This is a genomic window from Gordonia sp. Z-3, from assembly GCF_036233855.1.
GTDB lineage: Bacteria > Actinomycetota > Actinomycetes > Mycobacteriales > Mycobacteriaceae > Gordonia > Gordonia tangerina.
Map to the genome: position 1 here is coordinate 137,195 of NZ_JAZARS010000008.1, position 23,246 is coordinate 160,440.

The 23,246-nt window shown below is 66.0% G+C and carries 17 protein-coding genes; 16 read left to right on the top strand and 1 reads right to left on the bottom strand.

Features of this window, described 5'->3' with window-relative positions; all coding sequences use genetic code 11:
- Nucleotides 1-2: 2 nt before the first annotated feature.
- The 16 genes from VX037_RS11405 to VX037_RS11480 all read left to right on the top strand — a co-directional run bounded on the left by VX037_RS11405 (nucleotide 3) and on the right by VX037_RS11480 (nucleotide 21,436).
- The gene (locus VX037_RS11405) at nucleotides 3-182 is read left to right on the top strand and encodes a tautomerase family protein (protein WP_066162994.1); all 180 of its coding nucleotides are present in this window, start codon (nucleotides 3-5) and stop codon (nucleotides 180-182) included.
- Nucleotides 179-1,732, top strand: a complete 1,554-nt coding sequence (locus tag VX037_RS11410; RefSeq protein WP_328714292.1) for an anthranilate synthase component I — start codon at nucleotides 179-181, stop codon at nucleotides 1,730-1,732. Before VX037_RS11405 ends, VX037_RS11410 begins: the two co-directional genes overlap by 4 nt.
- Complete coding sequence (locus VX037_RS11415) at nucleotides 1,729-2,625, top strand: TIGR02234 family membrane protein (RefSeq protein WP_442903657.1); 897 nt, start codon at nucleotides 1,729-1,731, stop codon at nucleotides 2,623-2,625. The genes VX037_RS11410 and VX037_RS11415 overlap by 4 nt, the downstream gene beginning before the upstream one ends.
- A gap of 78 nt (nucleotides 2,626-2,703) precedes the next feature.
- Nucleotides 2,704-3,522 (top strand): indole-3-glycerol phosphate synthase TrpC, encoded by an 819-nt coding sequence (trpC, locus tag VX037_RS11420; protein WP_328714294.1) that lies wholly within the window; start codon nucleotides 2,704-2,706, stop codon nucleotides 3,520-3,522.
- Between the two features lie 61 nt (nucleotides 3,523-3,583).
- Nucleotides 3,584-4,900, top strand: coding sequence for a tryptophan synthase subunit beta (gene trpB, locus VX037_RS11425; RefSeq protein ID WP_328714296.1), 1,317 nt, complete (start codon nucleotides 3,584-3,586; stop codon nucleotides 4,898-4,900).
- On the top strand, nucleotides 4,897-5,718 hold the full coding sequence (gene trpA / locus VX037_RS11430; RefSeq protein ID WP_328714298.1) for a tryptophan synthase subunit alpha: 822 nt from the start codon (nucleotides 4,897-4,899) through the stop codon (nucleotides 5,716-5,718). Before trpB ends, trpA begins: the two co-directional genes overlap by 4 nt.
- A gap of 34 nt (nucleotides 5,719-5,752) precedes the next feature.
- Nucleotides 5,753-7,141, top strand: coding sequence for a prolipoprotein diacylglyceryl transferase (gene lgt, locus VX037_RS11435; RefSeq protein WP_442903658.1), 1,389 nt, complete (start codon nucleotides 5,753-5,755; stop codon nucleotides 7,139-7,141).
- Nucleotides 7,142-7,349: 208 nt separating this feature from the next.
- On the top strand, nucleotides 7,350-11,921 hold the full coding sequence (gene gltB, locus VX037_RS11440; RefSeq protein ID WP_328714300.1) for a glutamate synthase large subunit: 4,572 nt from the start codon (nucleotides 7,350-7,352) through the stop codon (nucleotides 11,919-11,921).
- Nucleotides 11,914-13,419 (top strand): glutamate synthase subunit beta, encoded by a 1,506-nt coding sequence (locus tag VX037_RS11445; protein ID WP_328714302.1) that lies wholly within the window; start codon nucleotides 11,914-11,916, stop codon nucleotides 13,417-13,419. Before gltB ends, VX037_RS11445 begins: the two co-directional genes overlap by 8 nt.
- Nucleotides 13,420-13,523: 104 nt before the next feature.
- Nucleotides 13,524-14,957, top strand: coding sequence for a pyruvate kinase (pyk, locus tag VX037_RS11450; protein WP_266061050.1), 1,434 nt, complete (start codon nucleotides 13,524-13,526; stop codon nucleotides 14,955-14,957).
- A gap of 227 nt (nucleotides 14,958-15,184) precedes the next feature.
- Nucleotides 15,185-16,060, top strand: a complete 876-nt coding sequence (locus VX037_RS11455) for an acyl-CoA thioesterase (protein ID WP_235723148.1) — start codon at nucleotides 15,185-15,187, stop codon at nucleotides 16,058-16,060.
- A 25-nt stretch (nucleotides 16,061-16,085) separates the two neighbouring features.
- Complete coding sequence (locus VX037_RS11460) at nucleotides 16,086-16,562, top strand: hypothetical protein (protein WP_328714304.1); 477 nt, start codon at nucleotides 16,086-16,088, stop codon at nucleotides 16,560-16,562.
- 142 nt (nucleotides 16,563-16,704) lie between these two features.
- Nucleotides 16,705-18,558: an ABC transporter ATP-binding protein/permease gene (locus VX037_RS11465; protein ID WP_235723146.1), complete on the top strand. Its 1,854-nt coding sequence runs from the start codon at nucleotides 16,705-16,707 to the stop codon at nucleotides 18,556-18,558.
- 142 nt (nucleotides 18,559-18,700) lie between these two features.
- The gene (locus tag VX037_RS11470) at nucleotides 18,701-20,536 is read left to right on the top strand and encodes an AMP-dependent synthetase/ligase (RefSeq protein WP_328714306.1); all 1,836 of its coding nucleotides are present in this window, start codon (nucleotides 18,701-18,703) and stop codon (nucleotides 20,534-20,536) included.
- 115 nt (nucleotides 20,537-20,651) lie between these two features.
- On the top strand, nucleotides 20,652-21,089 hold the full coding sequence (locus VX037_RS11475) for a DUF6325 family protein (protein WP_235723144.1): 438 nt from the start codon (nucleotides 20,652-20,654) through the stop codon (nucleotides 21,087-21,089).
- Between the two features lie 44 nt (nucleotides 21,090-21,133).
- Nucleotides 21,134-21,436, top strand: coding sequence for an SHOCT domain-containing protein (locus VX037_RS11480; RefSeq protein WP_328714308.1), 303 nt, complete (start codon nucleotides 21,134-21,136; stop codon nucleotides 21,434-21,436).
- A 7-nt stretch (nucleotides 21,437-21,443) separates the two neighbouring features.
- On the opposite strand, the gene VX037_RS11485 is transcribed toward VX037_RS11480, so the two are convergent.
- The gene (locus VX037_RS11485; protein WP_328714310.1) at nucleotides 21,444-23,081 is read right to left on the bottom strand and encodes an MFS transporter; all 1,638 of its coding nucleotides are present in this window, start codon (nucleotides 23,079-23,081) and stop codon (nucleotides 21,444-21,446) included.
- Nucleotides 23,082-23,246: the final 165 nt, after the last annotated feature.

Here is a 23,246-nt window from a genome sequence, read left to right on the forward strand (position 1 = left end):
CCATGCCACTGATCCAGATCTCGCAGACCCCGGGCCTGTCCGACCGGGTCAAGCGCGAAACCATCGCGGCGGTGACCGAGGCGTATGCCAAGGCGACCGGGAAGAACCCCGACTCGGTGTGGGTGACCATCACCGAGGTACCCCGCCAGCAGTGGGGCGTCGGCGGCGAGCCGCTGGGATGAGCGCCGCGACCACCACCCTCGACGAGTTCCTGGATCTGGCCGCCGATCATCGAGTGGTGCCGGTGACCCGAAAGGTCCTCGCCGACTCCGAGACCCCGTTGTCGGCATATGCCAAACTCGCCGGTGACCGGGAGGGCACCTTCCTGCTCGAGTCGGCGGAGAACGGCCGCTCGTGGTCGCGGTGGTCGTTCATCGGGGTGCGGTCGCCGTCCGCGCTCACCGTCGTCGATGGCGAAGCGCGCTGGTGGGGCGAAGTCCCCAACGGCGCGCCTGACGGTGGCGATCCGCTGGCGGTGCTCGCCGAGTCGCTGCGACTGCTGGCCACCGACCGGTTCCCGGACATGCCACCGCTCACCGGCGGCTTCGTCGGATTCTTCGCCTACGACATGGTGCGACGACTCGAGCGCCTCCCCGAGACCACCGTCGACGATCTCGGCCTACCGGACATGATGATGCTGCTGGCCACCGACCTCGCCGCAGTCGATCACCACGAGGGCACCATCACCCTGATCGCCAACGCGGTGAACTGGGACGGGTCCGACGACCGGGTCCACGAGGCCTACGTCGACGCGGTCGCCCGGCTCGACCGGATGACCGAGGCACTCGCCGCGCCGGCTCCGTCGACCGTGTCGCACTACGATCGGCCCACCCCGGAGTACTCGGCGCAGCGCACCCTCGCGGAGTACAGCGGGATCGTCACCGACCTGGTCGGCGAGATCGAGGCAGGCGAAGCCTTCCAGATCGTGCCGTCCCAGCGCTTCGAGATGGCCACCGACGCCGACCCGATCGACGTCTACCGGGTGTTGCGGGCATCGAATCCGAGTCCCTACATGTATTTGCTGCGCATGCCCGGTGCGCTCGGCAGCGGACCCGTGGGCGGAGGGCCGTTCACCATCGTCGGCAGCAGCCCGGAAGCGTTGGTGACGGTGCAGGACCGCGTCGCCACCACCCACCCGATCGCCGGCACCCGGTGGCGGGGTGCCACCGAGGAAGAGGACCACCTGCTCGCCAAGGGACTCGTGGAGGACGAGAAGGAGAACGCCGAACACCTCATGCTCGTCGACCTCGGGCGCAACGACCTCGGCCGGGTCTGCCGCCCGGGCACCGTCAAGGTCGGCGACTACCGTCACGTCGAGCGCTACAGCCACGTCATGCACCTGGTGTCCACGGTCTCGGGCGAACTGCGCGACGATCAGCATGCGCTCGACGCGGTCACCGCATGCTTTCCGGCGGGCACACTCACCGGGGCGCCCAAGGTGCGCGCGATGGAACTGATCGATGAGCACGAACTGACGCGCCGCGGACTGTATGGCGGCATCGTCGGCTATCTCGACTTTGCCGGCGACGCGGACACGGCCATCGCGATCCGTACCGCCCTGATGGCCGACGGTCGGGCCTTCGTGCAGGCCGGCGGCGGTGTGGTCGCTGACAGCGAACCCGAATACGAATACAACGAGGCGCGCAACAAGGCCACCGCGGTCCTCAATGCGGTGGCGGCGGCCGCGACGATGGAGCGGGTCGGGTCCGGCACCGGGAAGGCGTCGCAATGAGCACCCCGGAGCCGGCCGAATCCGCCGGGCGGACGCCGTCGGGCTCGGCGCCCTCGCGTCTCGATCCGGCCATGTCGACCAAGTCGTATCTGCGTCGGCGCCAGGTGCTGGCCGCCGTTCTGCTGGCGGTGTCGGCGCTCGCGCTGTGGTCGGCGTCGCGGCTGGTGTGGTGTCGGGTGCTCGCCTCCGACGGGTTGGCGCCGCCGCGGACATTCGAGGTCAAAGGCTCGGACTGGAGTCCCTGGCTGACCCCGCTCGCGCTGGTCTTGTTGGCGGCGATCCTGGCCGCCTTCTCGCTGCGTGGTTGGGGATTGCGCGTGATCGCGATCCTGGTGGCGGCGGCCGGAGTGCTCTCGGCGGTACCGGCGCTCTCCCTGATCACCGGCGGCGCCGATTCCGACTACGCCGCGAGCGCCGCCGACATCCCCGGGCGCTTTCAGGTGCTGCTCATCACCACTGTCGACTGGGCTGCGGCTGTCGTTCTGGTGGGGTCGTTGTGCTCGGTGCTGGCCGGGGTCCTGCTGCTGCGGGTTGCCGGCGGGGCGTCGGGCATGTCATCGAAGTACCAGACGCCGGGCGCGCGTCGGGAAGAGTTGGAACGCCAGATCTTCGCCGAGCACGAGCAGCGCCGACACCAGCCGGACGGCCAGGACGGTGGTGTGGCGCCCGCGCGCCGCCCCGCGCGTGCCGACGACCCTGCGGGAGGTAACGACGCACCGCCCGCGAACGAACGCATGATGTGGGACGCGTTGGACACCGGGATCGACCCCACCGACGTCGACGGCGACACCTCGGCCACCGGTCCCGAGGCCGGGCCCCGCGCGGACCCGCCACAGGCGCCATCGGACGGTCGATCCGACGAGCCCGACAACCGACGATCCGACCGCGGCTGATCGGCCAACCCGGGCACAACGCAGATCCGGCACCGGTTTACGCTGAGAGCACACGAACACCGAAAGGGGGCCACCCGCGTGAGTACGCCAACTGTCCTCGACTCCATCATCGAAGGAGTGCGAGCCGACGTGGCCGCACGCGAGGCCGTCATCGACTATGCCGCGATCAAGGCGGCCTCGGCCAAGGCTCCAGAAGCCAAGGACGCGATGGCCGCATTGCGTCAGCCCGGCATCGGCGTGATCGCCGAGGTCAAGCGGGCCAGCCCATCGAAGGGTGATCTGGCCGCCATCGGTGATCCGGCGGAACTCGCGAGCGCCTATGAAGCCGGTGGTGCGCGCATCATCAGCGTGCTCACCGAGGAACGGCGCTTCCGCGGGTCGCTGGCCGACCTCGACAGTGTGCGCGCCGCGGTGAACATCCCGGTGTTGCGCAAGGACTTCATCGTCGGGCCCTACCAGATTCACGAGGCCCGCGCGCACGGCGCCGATGTCATCCTGCTGATCGTGGCGGCCTTGGAACAGAATGTTCTCGCCGCACTGCTGGACCGCACCGAGAGTCTGGGCATGACCGCTCTGGTGGAGGTGCACACCGAAGAAGAAGCCGACCGCGCGCTGGAGGCCGGAGCATCGGTGGTCGGCGTCAACGCCCGCAATCTCAAGACCCTCGAGGTCGATCGCGACAGTTTCGCCAGGATCGCCCCCGGCTTGCCCACCCAGGTGATCCGAATAGCGGAGTCGGGTGTACGCGGCACGGCAGACCTGCTCGCCTACGCCGGTGCCGGCGCGGACGCCGTGCTGGTCGGCGAGGGACTCGTCACCAGTGGTGATCCGCGGGCCGCCGTCTCGGAGTTGGTTACCGCCGGTACGCATCCGTCCTGCCCGAAACCGGTTCGCTGACCGGCGGTTCGGTCCCGGCGAAACCCTTGCTTCCCACCCCTGCCAGTACGACGAGAGAACAGTGACCGCCAACACCCACAGCTCAGACGTCAGGTATCCGACAGCGAGCGCCGGCTTGGCATCGCGCACCTCCATCGAACCCGATCAGGGCGGGCATTTCGGTGTGTACGGCGGCCGTCATGTACCCGAAGCCCTGATGGCGGTGATCGACGAGGTCACCACCACCTACGAGAAGGTCCGGTCCGACGACGACTTCCTCGCCGAACTCGACCGGTTACAGCGTGACTACACCGGACGGCCGTCTCCGATGTACGAGGCGAAGCGGCTGCGTGAGGCGGCCGGTGGGGCGCGGATCTTCCTCAAGCGCGAAGACCTCAACCACACCGGATCCCACAAGATCAACAACGTGCTGGGTCAGGCGCTGCTCGCGCAGCGGATGGGCAAGACCCGGGTCATCGCCGAAACCGGTGCCGGACAGCACGGGGTGGCGACGGCGACCGCGTGTGCACTGCTCGGCCTGGAGTGCGTGGTCTACATGGGCCGCGTGGACACCGACCGGCAGGCCCTGAACGTGGCGCGGATGCGGCTGCTCGGCGCGGACGTGATCGCGGTGGACAACGGCTCGGCGACCCTCAAGGACGCCATCAACGAGGCCATGCGTGACTGGGTCACCAACGCGCACAACACCTATTACTGCTTCGGCACCGCCGCCGGCCCGCACCCGTTCCCGATGATGGTGCGCGATCTGCAGCGGGTGGTCGGGTTGGAGGCACGCGCACAGATCCTGGAGCAGGCCGGGCGGCTCCCCGACGCGGTGACCGCTTGTGTCGGTGGCGGGTCCAACGCCATCGGCATCTTCCACCCGTTCATCGACGACACCGACGTCCGCCTGGTGGGGTTCGAAGCGGCCGGCGACGGCGTCGAGACCGGTCGGCATGCGGCCACGTTCACCGGCGGCACCCCGGGCGCATTCCAGGGCGCGTACTCCTATCTGTTGCAGGACGAAGACGGGCAGACCACCGAGTCGCACTCGATCTCGGCCGGACTCGACTATCCCGGGGTCGGACCCGAGCACGCCTACCTCAAAGACATCGGGCGGGCCGCGTACCGGCCGATCACCGATGCCGAAGCGATGGATGCGTTGGCCCTGTTGAGTCGTCGGGAGGGGATCATCCCCGCGATCGAGTCCGCGCACGCGGTGGCCGGTGCGCTGAAGCTGGGCCGTGAGCTCGGTGACGGCGCGATCATCGTGGTGAGTCTGTCCGGTCGCGGAGACAAGGACGTCGACACGGCTGCCCGCTGGTTCGAGCTGTTCGACAAACCGCCGTCACAGGACGAGGCGTCCGCGGGCGGCGAACAGACGGGGGAGACGGTATGACCGCCACGATCCGACACACCGCTCCGTCCCGGCTCGGCGCCACTTTCGCGAGGTGCCGTGACGAAGGCCGCGGCGCCCTGATCGGCTATCTTCCGGTTGGTTATCCCACCGTGGAGACGTCGCTGGAGTCCTTCCGCGCGATGGTGGCCGCCGGCTGCGACATCATCGAGGTCGGCGTCCCGTACTCCGACCCGGTGATGGACGGACCGACCATCCAAGAGGCTGCCGACACCGCCCTGAGCAGCGGGGTCCGCGTTCGAGACGTGTTCACCGCCGTGCAGGCCATTGCCGATGCCGGTGGGCAGGCCGTGGTGATGAGCTACTGGAATCCAGTTCTGCAGTACGGGGTGGATCGGTTCGCGCGCGACCTGGCTGCGGCCGGTGGGGCCGGAATGATCACCCCGAACCTCATTCCCGAAGAGGGAGCCGAATGGCATGCCGCCTCCGATGAGCACGACCTCGACCGGATCTATCTGGTCGCCCCGTCCTCGACGGCCGAGCGCCTGGCCATGACGGTCGACGCCTCGCGCGGATTCATCTACGCCGCGTCCACGATGGGTGTCACGGGGGCGCGCGACGCCGTGTCCGACGCGGCACCGGAACTGTGCGCGCGGGTTCGCGCCCACTCCGACATCCCGATCGGCGTGGGTCTCGGTGTGCGCAGCGGGGTGCAGGCGGCGCAGATTGCGGGCTACGCGGACGGCGTGATCGTCGGGTCGGCGTTGGTCAGCGCGGCGAAGACAGGTGTCGACGCCCTCGCATCTCTTGTCACCGAATTGGCCGACGGGGTGCGTTCCCCGGTCTCGACGGCACCCTGATCTGGGCCGACCACGGGTCGGCTAGGGTGGCAGCGTGACGGTGCCGACACTCCTCGCTGGGCCGACGACGATCACCGGATCGACGCATCCGACATCGACGATCCTGGCCTACATCCCGAGCCCTCCTGAGGGTGTCTGGCATCTCGGTCCGGTGCCGATCCGGGCGTACGCGTTGTGCATCATCGTCGGGATCATCGTCGCCGTCTGGTGGGGCAACCGGCGTTGGATCGCCCGCGGCGGCCAGGATGGTGAGGTCCTCGACGTCGCGATCTGGGCGGTGCCGTTCGGCCTGATCGGCGGACGGCTCTATCACGTCGCCACCGACTGGCAGACCTACTTCGGGGACGGGCCCAAGGACCCGATCGACGCCCTCAAGATCTGGGACGGCGGACTCGGCATTTGGGGTGCGGTCCTGCTCGGTGCGCTGGGGGCCTGGATCGGCGCGCGCCACCACGGCATCAGATTGCCGCCGTTCGGCGACGCACTGGCCCCGGCGATCCTGCTGGCCCAAGCCATCGGTCGACTCGGCAACTACTTCAACCAGGAACTGTACGGCCGCGAGACCACCGTGCCGTGGGGACTGGAGATCTACGAGCGGGTCGACGCCAACGGCTTCGCCGACCCCGGCCTGATCTCGGGCACGTCGAACGGGACCGTCGTCGCAGTGGTGCACCCGACGTTCCTCTACGAATTGCTGTGGAACGTCGCGGTGGTGATCGTGCTCGTCGCCGTGGACCGGAGGTTCCGGATCGGCCACGGGCGCCTGTTCGCGTTGTACGTAGCGGGCTACTGCGTTGGTCGATTCGGCATCGAACTGATGCGCTCGGACCCCGCGACCCATATCTTCGGCACCCGCATCAACGTGTTCACCGCCGTGCTGGTGTTCGCCTGTGCGGCCGCCTACTTCCTGGTCGCGCCGAAAGGTCGCGAGCAGGGACTCGAGATCTACCACGCCGACCGCGCCGAGGAACTCGAGGCGATGGGTGCGGTCGGTTACATCGACGACCGCGCCGACGGCCCCGATCATGAGGTCGACGAACAAGCGCGCGCCGCCGACCGACAACCGAGCTCTGCGCAGGACGCGTTGGCTGCCGCCATCGCCCGGCACACCCCACGGGACGCGGAAGGTGAACCGATCACGTCGTCGAGCAGCAGCGACGCGTGGGTCCTCGAGTCCGACCGCGACACCGCCGAGCAGGCCGAGGGAACCCGCGAGGACGCCGAGGGAACCCCGGATGTCGTCGAGGGAACCCCCGAGGACGCCGACGGAACCCCCGAGGACGCCGAGGGAACCCCCGAGGACGCCGAGGGAACCCCCGAGGACGCCGAGGGAACCCCCGAGGACGCCGAGGGAACCCCGGATGTCGTCGAGGGAACCTCGGACGACGCCGACAACACCGCCGACGACACCGACGCCAAGTAGCAGCCCGCCCGGCACACGTCCGGACGACGATCCGGCATCGATCACAGCGCGGAAATCGGCACCGCTGGTTTCGGTCGGATAGAGTGGTTTTTCACGGCGTCCCGGATCAGCCCATCCGACTCGGTCGCCGATGTTGCTCCACGGGCCAGCGTTGTCCCTGAGGACAATCGAGCATTGCGATTCGTCACGAGTCGAGTGGAGGTTCGAGATGTTGTTTTCTGCGCTGCCGGCCAAACAGGGGTTGTATGACCCCGCAGCAGAAGTCGATTCCTGTGGCGTTGCCATGGTGACCGACGTGTACGGCCGTCGGTCCCATTCGATCGTCGCCGACGGGTTGCTCGCCCTTGAGAATCTCGAGCATCGCGGCGCTGCCGGCGCGGAGGTCAACTCGGGCGACGGTGCGGGCATCCTCATCCAGCTGCCAGACGAGTTGCTGCGGGCAGTGGTCGACTTCGACCTGCCCGCACCCACCGCCGCCGGGGACAACACCTACGCCGCCGGGAATTGCTTCCTGCCGGTCGACCCGGCGTTGCGGGAACGCGCGATCGAGCGGGTGACCGCACTCGCCGCCGACGAGGGCATCACGATCCTCGGTTGGCGCGACCTGCCCGTCGACCCGGACGGCGCCGACATCGGTGAAACCGCACTGGGCTGCATGCCCTACATGATGCAGCTGTTCGTCACCGTCGAGCCCGCCGCCGGCGCCGGCCGCATTGGCGGCCTCGAACTCGACCGCTTCATCTACCCCTTCCGCAAACAGGCCGAACGTGTCACCGCCGAGATCGACGAAGCCGGGACCGGGCTGTACTTCCCGTCGCTGTCGAGTCGGACCATGGTCTACAAGGGCATGCTCACCACGATGCAGCTGCCGCTGTACTACGACGACCTACGCGACGATCGCTGCCACAGCGCCATCGCGATCGTGCACTCGCGCTTCTCCACCAACACCTTTCCCTCGTGGCCGCTGGCCCACCCGTTCCGGTTCGTTGCCCACAACGGTGAGATCAACACCGTGCGCGGTAATCGCAACCGAATGCGGGCGCGCGAGGCGCTGCTCGAGACCGACCTCATCCCCGGAGACCTGAAGCGGGCATTCCCGATCTGCACACCGGAGGCGTCGGACTCGGCGTCCCTCGACGAGGTACTCGAACTGCTACACCTCGGCGGTCGCAGCGTGCATCACGCGGTGATGTTGATGGTGCCCGAGGCATGGGAAAACGTGCCCCACATGGAGTCCAAGCGCCGCGCGTTCCTGCAATTCAACGCCTCGATGATGGAGGCATGGGACGGTCCCGCGTGTGTCACCTTCACCGACGGCGCGGTGGTGGGCGCCGTCCTCGATCGAAACGGACTGCGCCCCGGACGCTGGTGGCAGACCCGCGACGGCCGCGTCATCTTGGCATCGGAGGCCGGCGTCCTCGACGTCCCGGTCGACGACGTGATCGCCAAGGGGCGACTCGAACCCGGCCGGATGTTTCTGGTCGACACCCGGCAGGGCCGGATCGTCCCCGACGAGGAGATCAAGGCCGACCTCATCGACGCCGAACCTTACGACGAGTGGCTGCACGCCGGACTTCTCGACATCGCAACGCTGCCGGCGCGACCGGTGTACAAACCCAACCACGACACCGTGGTCCGCCGGCAACTGTCGTTCGGGTACACCGAAGAAGATCTCCGTGTCCTGCTCACACCGATGGCCGCGTCGGGCTACGAGCCGCTCGGTTCGATGGGTACCGACACCCCCGTCGCCGTGTTGTCCCAACGTTCCCGGCTGCTCTACGACTATTTCGTCGAACTGTTCGCGCAGGTCACCAACCCACCATTGGACGCCATCCGCGAGGAGATCGTCACCTCGATGGCACGGGTGATGGGACCCGAACAGAATCTGCTGAACCCGACCGCGGCCTCATGCCGCCAGATCCTGCTGCGTTGGCCGGTGATCGGCAACGACGACCTCGCCAAACTGGTGCACATCAATGACGACGGCGACAACCCCGGTTTGTCGGCGAAGGTGCTGCACAGCCTGTACGACGTCGCCGACGGCGGTGCCGGGTTGGCCGCCGGCCTCGAAGATCTGCGTACCCGGGCGAGTCAGGCGATCGCCGAGGGGCACTCCACATTGGTGATCTCCGATCGCCACACCGACCGCGACCATGCCCCCATCCCGTCGCTGCTGGCGACATCGGCGGTGCATCACCATCTGGTGCGCACCAAGGAGCGCACGAAGGTCGCGCTGGTGATCGAATCCGGCGATGCCCGCGAGGTCCACCACATCGCCACCCTCATCGGCTTCGGTGCCGCCGCAGTCAATCCGTACCTCGCGTTGGAGACGATCGACGACCTCATCGCCGAGGGTGAACTCATCGGTGTGTCGCCGTCGAAGGCTTCCCGCAACTATCTCGAAGCGCTCGGCAAGGGCGTGCTGAAGGTGATGAGCAAGATGGGTATCTCCACCATCAGCTCATACACCGGGGCACAGGCTTTCGAGGCCGTCGGCCTGTCGTCGGCGGTGGTCAAGGAGTACTTCACGCGGACCGTGTCGCGCATCGAGGGTGTCGGCCTCGACGAACTCGCCGAAGAAGTACGTATGCGGCATCACCGCGCGTTCCCGGAGAACCCGACCGAACAGGTGTACCGGCGCCTCGACGTCGGTGGTGAATACCAGTACCGCCGCGAGGGTGAACTGCATCTGTTCACCCCCGAGACGATCTTCCTCCTGCAGCATGCGACGAAGACCGGCCAGGCGGAGGTCTTCCAGAAGTACTCCGACGAGGTCGACAAACTGTCCCGCGAAGGTGGCACACTGCGCGGGCTGTTCGACTTCGACCTCGGTGCCCGCGACCCTATCCCGCTCGAAGAGGTCGAGCCGGCCGAAGCCATCATGACGCGGTTCAACACCGGCGCGATGAGCTATGGATCGATCTCGGCCGAGGCGCATGAGACGATCGCCATCGCGATGAACCGGATCGGCGGCCGATCCAACTCCGGTGAGGGCGGCGAAGACGTCGACCGGCTCTACGACCCGGAGCGGCGCAGTGCGGTCAAGCAGGTCGCTTCTGGTCGTTTCGGCGTGACCAGCGACTATCTGACCAACGCCACCGACATCCAGATCAAGATGGCCCAAGGCGCGAAACCCGGTGAGGGCGGCCAGCTTCCCGCCTACAAGGTGTACCCGTGGATTGCCAAGACCCGTCATTCCACGCCCGGCGTTGCACTCATCTCACCGCCGCCACATCATGACATCTACTCGATCGAGGATCTCGCCCAGCTCATCCACGACCTCAAGAACGCCAATGCCGACGCGAGGATCCACGTGAAACTGGTGAGCGCGGTCGGAGTCGGCACGGTGGCCACCGGTGTGTCGAAGGCACACGCGGACGTGGTGCTGATCTCCGGTCACGACGGAGGCACCGGCGCGTCGCCGCTGACGTCGCTCAAACACGCCGGCACCCCCTGGGAGATCGGCCTCGCCGATGCCCAACAGACATTGATGCTCAACGGGTTACGCGACCGCATCACCGTGCAGTGTGATGGTGCGCTGCGGACCGGCCGCGACGTCATCATGGCGGCGCTGCTCGGTGCCGAAGAGTACGGATTCTCCACCGCCCCGTTGATCGTGGCCGGCTGCATCATGATGCGGGTCTGTCATCTCGACACCTGCCCGGTAGGTGTCGCAACGCAGAACCCGGTGTTGCGTTCACGTTTCACCGGTCAGGCCGAACATCTGGTCAACTTCTTCCGCTTCGTCGCCGAGGACGTCCGGAAGTATCTGGCGCAGTTGGGTTATCGCACGCTTGATGAAGCGATCGGGCAGTCGCAGCGGCTGCACACCGATGAGGCCGTCGCGCATTGGAAGAGCAAGGGCCTCGACCTCGCTCCCATCTTCCGCAAGTTCGAGGACAAAGGTCCCACCCGCCGGCTGCGCGGTCAGGATCACGGCCTGGACCGTGCGCTCGATCAGACCTTCATCCAGCTCGCCGAAGGAGCGCTCGAGGACGCCCACCCGGTCACCCTGGAACTGCCGGTGCGCAACGTCAACCGCACAGTCGGCACCCTGCTCGGATCGGCGGTGACCCGCCGCTACGGTGCCGAGGGGCTGGCCGAGGACACCATCACGGTGAACCTGACCGGTTCGGCCGGACAGTCGCTGGGCGCATTCCTGCCCCCGGGCGTCACCATCAGCCTGGCCGGCGACACCAACGACTACGTCGGCAAGGGGCTGTGTGGCGGCAAGATCATCGTCCGGCCCAATCCCGACGCGTGGTTCATCGCCGAAGACCAGGTGATCGCGGGAAACACCATCCTGTACGGCGCGACGTCGGGTCAGGTGTACCTGCGCGGACGGGTCGGCGAGCGGTTCTCCGTCCGCAATTCGGGTGCCACAGCGGTGGTCGAGGGTGTGGGTGACCATGCCTGCGAATACATGACGGGCGGTCGGGTGGTGATCCTCGGACCCACCGGGCGCAATCTGGCGGCGGGTATGTCCGGCGGCATTGCATACGTCTACGACCTCGACGAGTCCAAGGTGAACATGGCCATGGTCGAATTGCTTCGCCCGGATCCCGACGACCTACAGTTCCTGCACGACACGATCACCAGACACACCGAACTGACCGGCTCGGCGATCGGTGCGTCGATGCTGGCCGACTGGCCGCGGCGATGCCTGGGCTTCACCAAGGTGATGCCGACCGACTACAAACGGGTTCTCGATGCGGCGCGGATGGCCGAAGCCGAAGGCCGCGACGTCGATTCAGCGATCATGGAGGCGGCACGTGGCTGATCCGCGCGGATTTCTGGAGGTTCCGAAGAAGGAATCGAAGTACCGTCCCGTCGCCGAGCGGGTGCAGGACTGGGGCGACGTGTACGCCCATCCCGACAACCCGATGCTCGAGCTCACTGATGTGTCCGAACAGGCGCGCCGGTGCATGGACTGCGGGATCCCGTTCTGTCACTCCGGCACTGCCGGTTGTCCGCTGGGGAATCTGATCCCAGAGTGGAACGATCTGGTGCGTCGCGGACGATGGGATGCGGCCAGCGCAAGGTTGCACGCCACCAACAATTTTCCCGAGTTCACCGGGTTGGTGTGTCCGGCACCGTGTGAGGCCGCATGCGTGTTGTCGATCTCGGAGGCCACCACCGGCGGCAGCGTCACCATCAAACGCATCGAGAAGACCATCGCCTACGAATCGTGGGCGGAGGCGATCATCGGGCCCGAGCCGCCGGCATCGCGATCGGGCAAGTCGGTCGGTGTGGTGGGGTCGGGGCCAGCGGGTCTGGCGGCCGCTCAGCAGCTCACCCGGGCCGGTCACGACGTGACCGTCTACGAGCGGGACGATCGGATCGGCGGATTGCTGCGCTACGGCATCCCGGAGTACAAACTGCCGAAGTCCGACATCGATCGCCGGGTCGCGCAGATGCGAGCCGAGGGCACCGAATTGGTCGTCAATTGTGATGTGGGTGTTGATCTGTCTGTCGCCGATCTGCAGGCGAAGCACGACGCGGTGGTCTTGGCCATCGGTGCGATGGAGGCACGCGACAACCCTGTCCCCGGACGCGACCTGGCCGGCGTACACCTGGCCATGGAGCATCTGGTGCCGGCCAACAAGGAATGCGAAGGTGACGGGCTCTCGCCGGTCACCGCGGCCGGTAAACACGTGGTCATCATCGGCGGCGGTGACACCGGTGCGGACTGTCTGGGTACGGCACATCGCCAAGGTGCCGCATCGGTGGTGCAGCTCGACTACAACCCGGCGCTGCCCGAGGACCGCGACGACGACCGATCACCGTGGCCCACCTGGCCACTGGTGATGCGCACATCCTCGGCCCACGCCGAGGGCGGTGTGCGCAAGTACGAGGTGGCAGTGCAGCGTTTCGTCGGCGATGCCAACGGCAACGTTGCGGCGATGGTCCTCGCGGAAGTCGAGGTCACCCGGGAGCCCGATGGTCGCCGAGTGGTGACACCGGTCAGTGAGGAGTTCGAGATCCCTTGTGAATTGGCCCTTTTCGCTATCGGCTTTGCCGGTGTGCGTAGGGGTCAGTTGCTCGACGACCTCGGTATCGAGCCGAATCGGCGCGGGGCGCTCTCGTGTGGAAGCGACTGGCAAACCGACGCGCCCGGGGTGTTCGTGTGTGGGGATGCGCATCGTGGGGCATCGCTGGTGGTGTGGGCGATCGCGGAGGGACGGTCCACCGCCCGGGCCGTCGATGAGTTCCTGATGGGTGAATCGGACCTGCCGTCACCGGTCCGGCCGGCGGCCTTGCCGCTGTCGGTGCGATGAGTGTTCACTCATCCGATGGTGATTTCGACAACCCGACATGGCGAGCGGATGACCAATCGTCACCGGGATAGAGATGGCGTGGCAACGGGACTAAGGTGATCACAGTGACACGTCGTACAAAGATCGTTTGCACCCTCGGACCGGCCACAAGCTCGGACGAGAAACTGAAAGAGCTCGTCGAGGCGGGCATGGATGTGGCTCGGATGAACATGAGCCACGGCACCCACGATGTCCATCGAGAGGTCTATGCGCGTGTGCGCAAGGCCAGCGACGCCGCGGGTAAAGCGGTGGGTGTGCTGGCTGACCTGCAGGGACCCAAGATCCGGCTGGGGAAGTTCCGCGACGAAGGGACGCTCAACGGCGAGGTCATGTGGGACACCGGCGACGAAGTGCGGATCACCGTCGACGACATCGAAGGTACCCAGGATCGGGTGTCGACCACCTACAAACAGCTTGCCGAGGACGCATCGGTGGGCGATCGCCTGCTGGTCGATGACGGCAAGGTCGGGCTGACCGCGACCGCGATCGACGGCAACGACGTCGTCTGCCGGGTCACCGAAGGCGGTCCGGTCAGTAACAACAAGGGTTTATCACTGCCCGGCATGAACGTCTCGGTGCCCGCGATGTCGGAAAAGGACATTGCCGACCTGGAATTCGCCCTGAAACTCGGCGTCGACATGATCGCTCTGTCGTTCGTGCGCAGCCCGGCCGACATCGAGATCGTGCACGAGGTGATGGACCGTGTCGGGCGGCGCGTGCCGGTGATCGCGAAGCTCGAGAAGCCGGAAGCGATCGACAACCTCGAGGCGATTGTCCTGGCTTTCGACGCCATCATGGTCGCCCGCGGCGATCTCGGTGTCGAGTTGCCCCTCGAAGAAGTGCCGCTGGTGCAGAAGCGGGCCATTCAGATGGCGCGCGAGAACGCCAAGCCGGTCATCGTGGCGACCCAGATGCTCGACTCGATGATCGAGAACTCGCGCCCGACCCGCGCTGAGGCTTCTGATGTCGCCAACGCCGTGCTCGACGGTGCAGACGCGGTAATGCTCTCCGGTGAGACCTCGGTGGGCAAGTGGCCGATCGATGCGGTGCTGACCATGGACAAGATCGCCCGCGCCGTCGAGGGCGGCTCGCGTGATGTGCCGCCGCTGTCGCATGTGCCGCGAACCAAGCGGGGCATCATCTCCTATGCTGCCCGCGACATCGGCGAGCGGCTGGAGGTCAAGGCGCTCGTGGCGTTCACCCAGTCCGGTGACACCGTGCGTCGCTTGGCCCGACTGCATTCACGGCTACCGTTGCTCGCGTTCACCCCGACCCAGGCGGTGCGCAGTCAGCTCGCATTGAGTTGGGGCACGGAGACGTTCATCGTCGATCACGTCGACACCACCGACCACATGATCGACCAGGTGGATCATCAGCTCCTGAAGATCGGTCGCCTCAAGGAGGGTGACGTGGTGGTGATCGTCGCGGGCGCACCGCCCGGCACCGTCGGCTCCACCAACATGATCCACGTCCACCGCATCGGCGAACAGGATCACTAACCCACCTCCCGCAGGTCGAGTAGCCACCGAGCGCGCGCCCTTTCCGCTGGTCGGGTAGCCGAGGAGTGCGCGCCCTTTTCGCTGGTCGGGTAGCCGAGGAGTGCGCGCGCTTTCCGCTGGTCGGGTAGCCGAGGAGTGCGCGCCCTTTCCGCTGGTCGAGTAGCCGACGAGCGGCAGCGAGGAGGCGTATCGAGACCCCGCACCCTCAACACATAGGGTGTGCTCTCATGACCGCACAATCCGAGGACCTCGGTAAACTGCTCGCCCTGCTCGACGTCGAACAGCGCGACGACGACCTCTTCATCGGGCAGCACCCCGAGCAGAAGACGGCCCGCACGTTCGGAGGACAGCTCCTTGGGCAGGGTGTGGTCGCGGCATCGCGCACCCTCACCCGGGGCAACCCGCCGATCCACGCGTTGCACGCGCATTTCATCCGCGGTGGTGACGTGAACAAGCCGCTCGAATACCACGTCGCGCGGTTCCGCGATGGAAAAGCCTTCGCAAACCGTCAGGTCACCGCCATGCAGGACGGTGCCGAGGTGTTCACGATGCTGGTGGCCTTTCAGGACAATGCGGCCGGGCTCGAGCACGCGGTGGAGATCCCGCAGGTGCCCTACCCGGAGGAATTGCCACCGTTGGGCGAGCATTTCAAGGGTTTCGAGGATCGGATCGCGACCTTCGTGAACGCTATGCACCCGATCGATATTCGCTTCGCGAACGACCCGACCTGGAAGGTGCGCGACGCAGGGGAGAAGCTCAAGGACAATCGGGTCTGGATGAAGACCGACGGTGAGATGCCCGACGATCCGATCATGCATGTGGCCGCCATGTGTTATGCCTCGGATACCACCGTCCTCGACTCGATCATCACCACGCACGGGTTGTCGTGGGGGATCGACCGTCTTTTCGCCGCCACGGTGAACCATTCGATGTGGTTTCACCGCGAGTTCCGTTTCGATGACTGGCTGCTCTACGCCACCCGCTCTCCGGTGGCATCGGGCTCGCGCGGCATGGGATCGGGACGCTTCTGGATGCGCGACGGCACGCTGGCGACCTCGGTGGTGCAAGAAGCGCTGATCAAATACTTCCCACCGAAGAGCTGACCGCACAGATGGCACACTGGTCGCCATGACCTCAGCCCAGCCGCCCCGGTCGGATGGGTGGCCGCATACACAGCCGGAATACTGGCTGCAGCCCGGACCGATGCTGCCGCAACGTACCTGGCAACGACGTACCCGCTCGCCGATCATCCTCGTCAGTGCGGTCGCAGGCTTGGTGCTGGCCGCGGTCGCTGTGCTCGCGGTGATGGTGGGTTCGGTCGCCGCGGCCTCCTTCGAAGCGCACGGGGTCGTGCTCTGCGCGACCGGTGCCGCCGACGTGGCCCCCGGATCGCCGGTGCGGATCTATGACGAGACCGGCGAAGAACTGGCGTCCACCCGGCTCGGTGCCCCGCGAACCGAGGACGGGCGCTGCGAGATGCCGTTCACCGCCGACGATGTGCCCGCCGCACGGGGTGGCTACGTCGTACGCATCGGAGATTCCCTCCAGGAGACCGTGTCCGAAACCGCGCTCAGCGAAGGGGCAGTGCTGCGACCCGTGTCGTGACGCGTGTGCCCTTGTCCCATGTGCCCTTGTCCCATGTGCCCTTGTCCCATGTGCCGTTGTCCGGTGCGTGGCGTTCACCCGGGTTAGACTTCGGCGATCTGTCGGTCGTCGGCTTGCGCTGACGTGTGCATGGAGGGGATGCGTGGACGAGAGCATCGACTGGAGCCACGAGTGGCTTGCCTCGACGATCTGGCTGGCCATCGCGTTCGCGATCTCGGCTGCCGCCGGAATCGCCATCTGCGCCGCGCTTGCGCGATACACGAAGTGGGGCCGTCAATTCTGGCGTCTGTCCCGGGGCTTTTTCACCGGCCCAGGCAAGTGGCTCACGTGGACCATCCTTGCCGGGCTGCTGTTGTTGACCCTGCTCAGCGTGCGCCTCAACGTTCTGATTTCCTACCAGTACAACGACATGTACACCGCAATGCAGGGTATCGCCGAGGGACTCGTCCAGGGCGATCTCGCTGCGCGCGACTCCGCCGCGTCCGCGTTCTGGCGTGCGATCGGGATCTTTGGCTTGTTGGCCACCCTCCACGTCATTCGTTCTCTCGTCGACTTTTATGCCGGTCAGGCCTTTGATATTCGATGGCGAACGTGGATGACCGACCGGATGACGGCCGATTGGCTCGACGGACAGGCCTACTACCGCAACCGTTTCGTCGGCGAGGCCAACATCGACAACCCGGATCAGCGCATCGAAGCAGACATCACCAACTTCGTCACGTATTCGCGAGGCCTCGCGTTTGGTGCCGTCTCCGCCGTCGTTTCGATCGTGTCGTTCACCAAGATCTTATGGGACCTTTCGGGACCGTTGACGATCCTCGGTGTCACGTTCCCGCGCGCGATGATGTGGATCGTCCTCAGCTACGTCTTGGTGACCACAGTGATCGCGTTCTATATCGGCCGACCGTTGATTCGACTGAACTTCTTGAACGAACGTCTCACCGCCAATTTCCGCTACGCGTTGGTCCGCATTCGCGATGGCGCCGAGAACGTGGCGTTCTATCGCGGGGAGGGGGTGGAGCGTGCGGGCCTGCTCTCTCGCTTTGCTGAGGTCATTCGGAACTTCTGGCGAATTGTCTTCCGGACGTTGAAGTTCAACGGGTGGAACCTCACGGTCAATCAGACCGCTGTCGTCTTCCCGCTGATAGTTCAGGCTCCTCGGTTCATCGCCGGCGAGATCACCCTCGGAGCGGTGATGCAGTCGTCGACAGCCTTCGGCAACATGCATGACTCGCTTTCGTTCTTCCGCGAGTCCTATGACGAGTTCACCGAACTGCGAGCGTCGCTGATCCGTCTCGACGGTCTGCACGACGCGAACAACAAGTCACGCGAGCTGAGGCGGATACCGACGGAGGAGAGCCAAGAGCGGCGTCTTGCGCTGCAGAACGTGGACATCACCACACCTGATGACCGTCCGTTGGTGAGGTCGTTGTCGCTGTCGATGACACCTGGAGACGCACTGGTGGTCAAGGGCAGTTCCGGTTCGGGAAAGACGACGCTGCTGCGCGGCATTGCCGAGATGTGGCCGTTCGTCGACGGCGAGGTCGATCGTCCGCTCGGACGACGCACCCTGTTCCTGTCCCAGATCCCGTACATCCCGCTCGGCGACCTACGCACCGCGGTCGCCTACCCGGCCGCGCCCGACGACGTCGGCGACGACGCGATCCGCTCCGCCTTGCAGCGGGTCTTCCTTCCGCATCTCGTCGACCGTCTCGACGAGGAAGAGGACTGGTCGAAGGTGCTGTCACCGGGGGAGCAGCAGCGGGTGGCATTCGCGCGCATCTTGCTGACCCGTCCGGAGGTGGTGTTCATGGACGAGGCGACCTCGGCGGTCGACGAGGGGCTCGAGTACTCGCTGTACTCGCTGATCCGCGCGGAACTGCCGGAGACGATCCTGGTGTCGGTGAGTCATCGCAGTACCACCGATCAGCACCACACGGAGGTCCTCGAACTCACCGGCGGTGGCGAGTGGGAGCTGCGCCCGGTGACCACCTGAGTCTGCTCGGCCGATCGCGAATGATCGTCTGACGACGTCGTTTTACTTTCGGATTACCATTCTCACGGAAGTCTGTCGGCGCCGCACAGTGCTCGGTACTGTGATGTCGACCACTCTGACCAGACGAGCGAGGACATCGGTCATGACGCAGACAGAACAGATCACCTTTCCCCACGAGACGGGGGCCCAGGTGGCCACATTGCCCGAGGCGTTCCAACAGTCGATCACCGTCCGCCCCGACGCAGTAGCCCTGCGCACAGTCGGCGGAATCCAGGAGATCACGTGGGCGGAGTACGGGCGGCGGGTGGAGGCGATCGCCCGTGGGCTCGCGACACTCGGTGTCGGCCACGGCGACACCGTCGGCATCATGCTGACCAACCGCCCCGAGTTCCATCTCGTCGACACGGCCGCCCTGCACCTGGGCGCAATTCCGTTCTCCATTTACAACACCAGCGCGTCGGACCAGATCGAGTACCTGTTCGGCAACGCGGAGAACTCAGTCGTGGTCACCGAACAGGTGTTCCTGCCGGCGATTCGCGCGGCGACCACGAATGTCACCACGACGATCGTCGTCGACGGCACGGCCAGTGATGCGATGTCGCTTGCCGACCTCGAACAGGCCGCCGCACCTGACAGTTTCGACTTCGAGGCGTCGTGGCGCGCGGTGCAACCCGACGACCTCGCCACCCTGATCTACACGTCGGGGACCACCGGGCCGCCCAAGGGTGTCGAGATCACCCACCGCAACATCATCGCCGAACTCGCGGCACTCGCCGAGCATGTCCAGGCAGGCTTCGACGACCGGGTGATCTCGTATCTCCCCGCCGCGCACATCGCCGATCGCGTATCGTCGCACGCCGCCAACATGGTGCGCGGTATCCAGATCACCACGGTTCCCGATCCGCGGGAGATCGCCGCTGCGCTGCCAGAAGTGCGTCCCACGTTCTTCTTCGGCGTGCCGCGTGTGTGGCAGAAGATCCGCGCCGGTATCGAGGCGAAGATGTCCGAGGAATCCAGCCCCGTGAAAAAGAACCTGGCGGCATGGGCTCTGGGCGCCGGCGCCTCGGCCGCACGTGCCCACCTCGAAGGCCGCGACCCGGGGCGGGTCGGCGGGCTGCAACACGGCCTGGCCGACAAGCTGGTCCTGCACAAGGTGCGTGAGGCGATCGGCATGGACCAGGTCCACTTCGCCGGCTCCGGTGCCGCGGCCATCCCCGCAGAGGTGCTGGAGTTCTTCCTCGGCCTCGGCGTCCCCGTCCTGGAGGTGTGGGGGATGTCGGAGACCACCGGTGTCTCGACCATGACGACCTCGGAGAACCTCAGGATCGGTACCGTCGGCAAGACGGTCACCGGGGTGGAGGCAAAGATCGCCGACGACGGCGAGCTGCTCATCCGAGGGCCCGTGGTGATGCGGGGTTACCGCAAGCAGCCCGAGAAGACCGCGGAGACCATCGACGCGGACGGGTGGCTTGCGACCGGCGACATCGCAAAGATCGACGACGAGGGCAACGTGACCATCGTCGATCGCAAGAAAGAATTGATCATCAACGAGTCGGGCAAGAACATGTCGCCGACCAACATCGAGAACGCCATGAAGGCCGCCTCGTCACTCATCGGCCAGGTGGTGGCGATCGGCGATGGGCGGCCCTACATCTCGGCTTTGGTGGTGCTCGACCCCGACGCGGCGGCTGCCCGGGCGAAGATGCTCAACATCCCCGACGCCGACATGGCGACCCTGTCGAGCAGGACTGAGGTGATCGACGAGGTCACCGCGGCAGTACGGCAGGGCAATGGCAAACTCTCTCAGGTCGAGCAGGTCAAGCGGTTCACGATCGTCCCGGCGGCATGGGACCCGGGTGGGGACGAACTCACCCCGACGATGAAGCTTCGTCGTAAGCCGATTGCGACCAAGTACGCCGAGCGGATCGGCAAGCTGTACGACGATGCCGGCGACGCCGACGTGATCGACCTGCGCTGAGAAGTACCCACGCGCGTCGCGCGGGACACTAGGATCGTGGAGGACGGTCGGGGTAGGTGCGTCATGCCGCGACCGGACACTGCCCTGTCAATCGCGACGCAGCGAGGAAGTCGTCATGACCGAAGAAGTCGTTCCCGACATCGGACCCATCGATTACATAGTTCTGGAGTGGAGTGGGCAGCAGCCGACCGGAGAAGCCATCCCGTACCTCGTCGAACTGGTCGACCGCGGCATCATCCGCGTCATCGATCTCGCGTTTGTGCAGAAGGGTGAGGACGGGACCCTGACGCACCTCGAGATCGACCAACTCGGCGTCGATTTCGAGGTTCTCGACGGTGCGGCGAGCGATCTGATCGGCGAGGACGACATCGCCGAGGCCGCGTCGGTCCTGCAACCTGGAACCGCCGCGGCGATCATGGTCTACGAGAATGCCTGGGCGGCACCGTTTGCCGGTGCCCTACGCCGAAACGGTGCCCAGATGGTGGCGTCCGGTCGCATCCCGATGGATGCCTTCGTCGAAGCCGTCGAGGCTGCCGACGCCGCGGACGCCTGACGCTTCGGCCGTCCCCCCTGACCACTCACAGCAAGGAGAACCTCATGCCCGGACTCATCCGCGCGGCCGCGCGCACCGCGGTCATCGCCGGTACCGCAACCTCGGTCAGCAATCGTGTCTCACGTCGCCAGGCAAACCGCTGGGCGCAACAGGAGTACGAGAACCAGCAGCGTTACGCGCAGCCCGCGCCGGCTCCCGCTCCCGCCCCGGCTCCTGCACCCGCCCCGGCAGCGGCACCGCAACAGGACACCATCGAACAACTCAAAGAACTCGGTGCGCTTTATCAGCAGGGCATCTTGACCGAGCAGGAATTCGCTGCCCAGAAGGCCAAGATCCTCGGGAGTTGACGGGTCCTCAGCCGTTCGAGACGCGACGACTGTCGTCGGTATCCGGGGTGCCGAGTTCGGCCCCCGGAATCCGCGGCAGTCGTCGCGCTATCACCAGGCCGAGCGCAGCGAGGAAGATCACCAACAGGATCGCTCCCTTGATCGCGGTGAGTTGCGCGTCGACATAACTGTCGATCAGCGTTGCGACCTCCTGCTCCGGGATCGCGTTCGCCGCCGCGACATCATCGAGCTGATCTCTGCTGATGATCTCGATACCGTCGGCAGATGCGTCGGCGATCTGGCTCTTGGTCGTTTCGGACAAGTCGGGGTCGGCTTGTGCCATTTGGTTGAAGCCGCTACTGAGGGAGGCGATCAGCAGCGCACCCAGCATCGCGACCCCCACCGAGGTTCCGATGTTCTGCGCGGTCCCTTGCAATCCCCCTGCCTCACCGCGGTCACGTTCACTCGCCGACGACATGATCACATTGCCCAACTGCGATGCGATGAAGCCGAAACCGGCGCCGAACACCGCCATCCCGATGGCGAAGGGCACACCCTGGAGTTGCGGTTCGATGGTGCTCACCAAGGTGAACGATCCGATGATCACCAGTACCAAACCGATCCGGACCATTCGCCGCGGCGACTGTGTCGCAGCGAGTTTCGGGCTGGCGAAGGCGGCGATGAGCATCGCCACCGACATGGGAGCCAACTTCAGGCCGGTGTCGAACGCGTCCTTCAGCAGCACATACTGCAAATAGATCGGGATGACGAAGAACATCCCGCCGATGATGGTCTGCTGGGCGATGAGCATCACCAATCCGTTGCGCAGATGCAGTGTTCGCAGCAGCCGAGGATGCATCAGCGGTGTGCCGTCGCGCGAGATGACATGGTTCTCCCAACCGACGAACCCGATCAAGACGAAGACGCCTGCCGCGATCATGAACGGCACCACCGAGAAACCGAACGGCGTGATCTCGGTCCCCGCGACGGTCAATGCGCCGGAGGGACGGATGAAGCCCCACGAACCGGCCTGCAACAGGGCGATCACGATCAGACCCAGCCCGAGTGCCGACAGCGCCGTGCCGCCCCAGTCGAGGCGACGCGAGCCCGACACTTTGGTGTCGGCGATGACCCTCACGCATGCGATGACGACGATGCAGACCACCGTCTCGGCGGCGAAAACGACCCGCCAGGTCAACGTCTCGGTCACCCATCCACCGATGAGCGGGCCGGCGGCGGCGCCCGCGGCCGCGATCCCGCCGAGGGCACTGTAGGCGGTGGCACGCTCGCGCCCCTCGTAGTTGGCGGCGGTCAACGAGATGATCGCCGGCATCACCAGCACCGCACCGGCGCCCTCGACAAACGACCAACCGAACAGCAGCACACCGATGTTGGGGCTGAAGGCGGTGATGAGTGAACCGGTCCCGTAGACCAGCAACCCGATCGCGAACACCCTCCGCCGGCCGAACAGATCGCCGAGCCGTCCGCCGAACAACATGAACGAGCCCATCACCAGCGTGTACAGGGTGATTGCCAACTGAACCTGCGTCAGCGTGGTGTCGAGGTCCTCCACCACGCTGGACACCGACACGTTCATCACGGTCGTGTCGAGCACCATGATGAACTGTGCGGCGCACAAGATGATGAGAACGCTCCACTTTCGCACCGCGTTCACGCTACGCCCGGTTTCGCGCGCGCCGGATGTTTGTCGCGGCTGGCCGCGGGGAATCATCCAAAACGGGTGAGCCCGGTACGCCGGTAGGTCGACGCGTCGGCCCGGAGGCGATCTCGTGAACCGGACCCGCGCGCCCGAGGCAGTGCCCATAGTGGA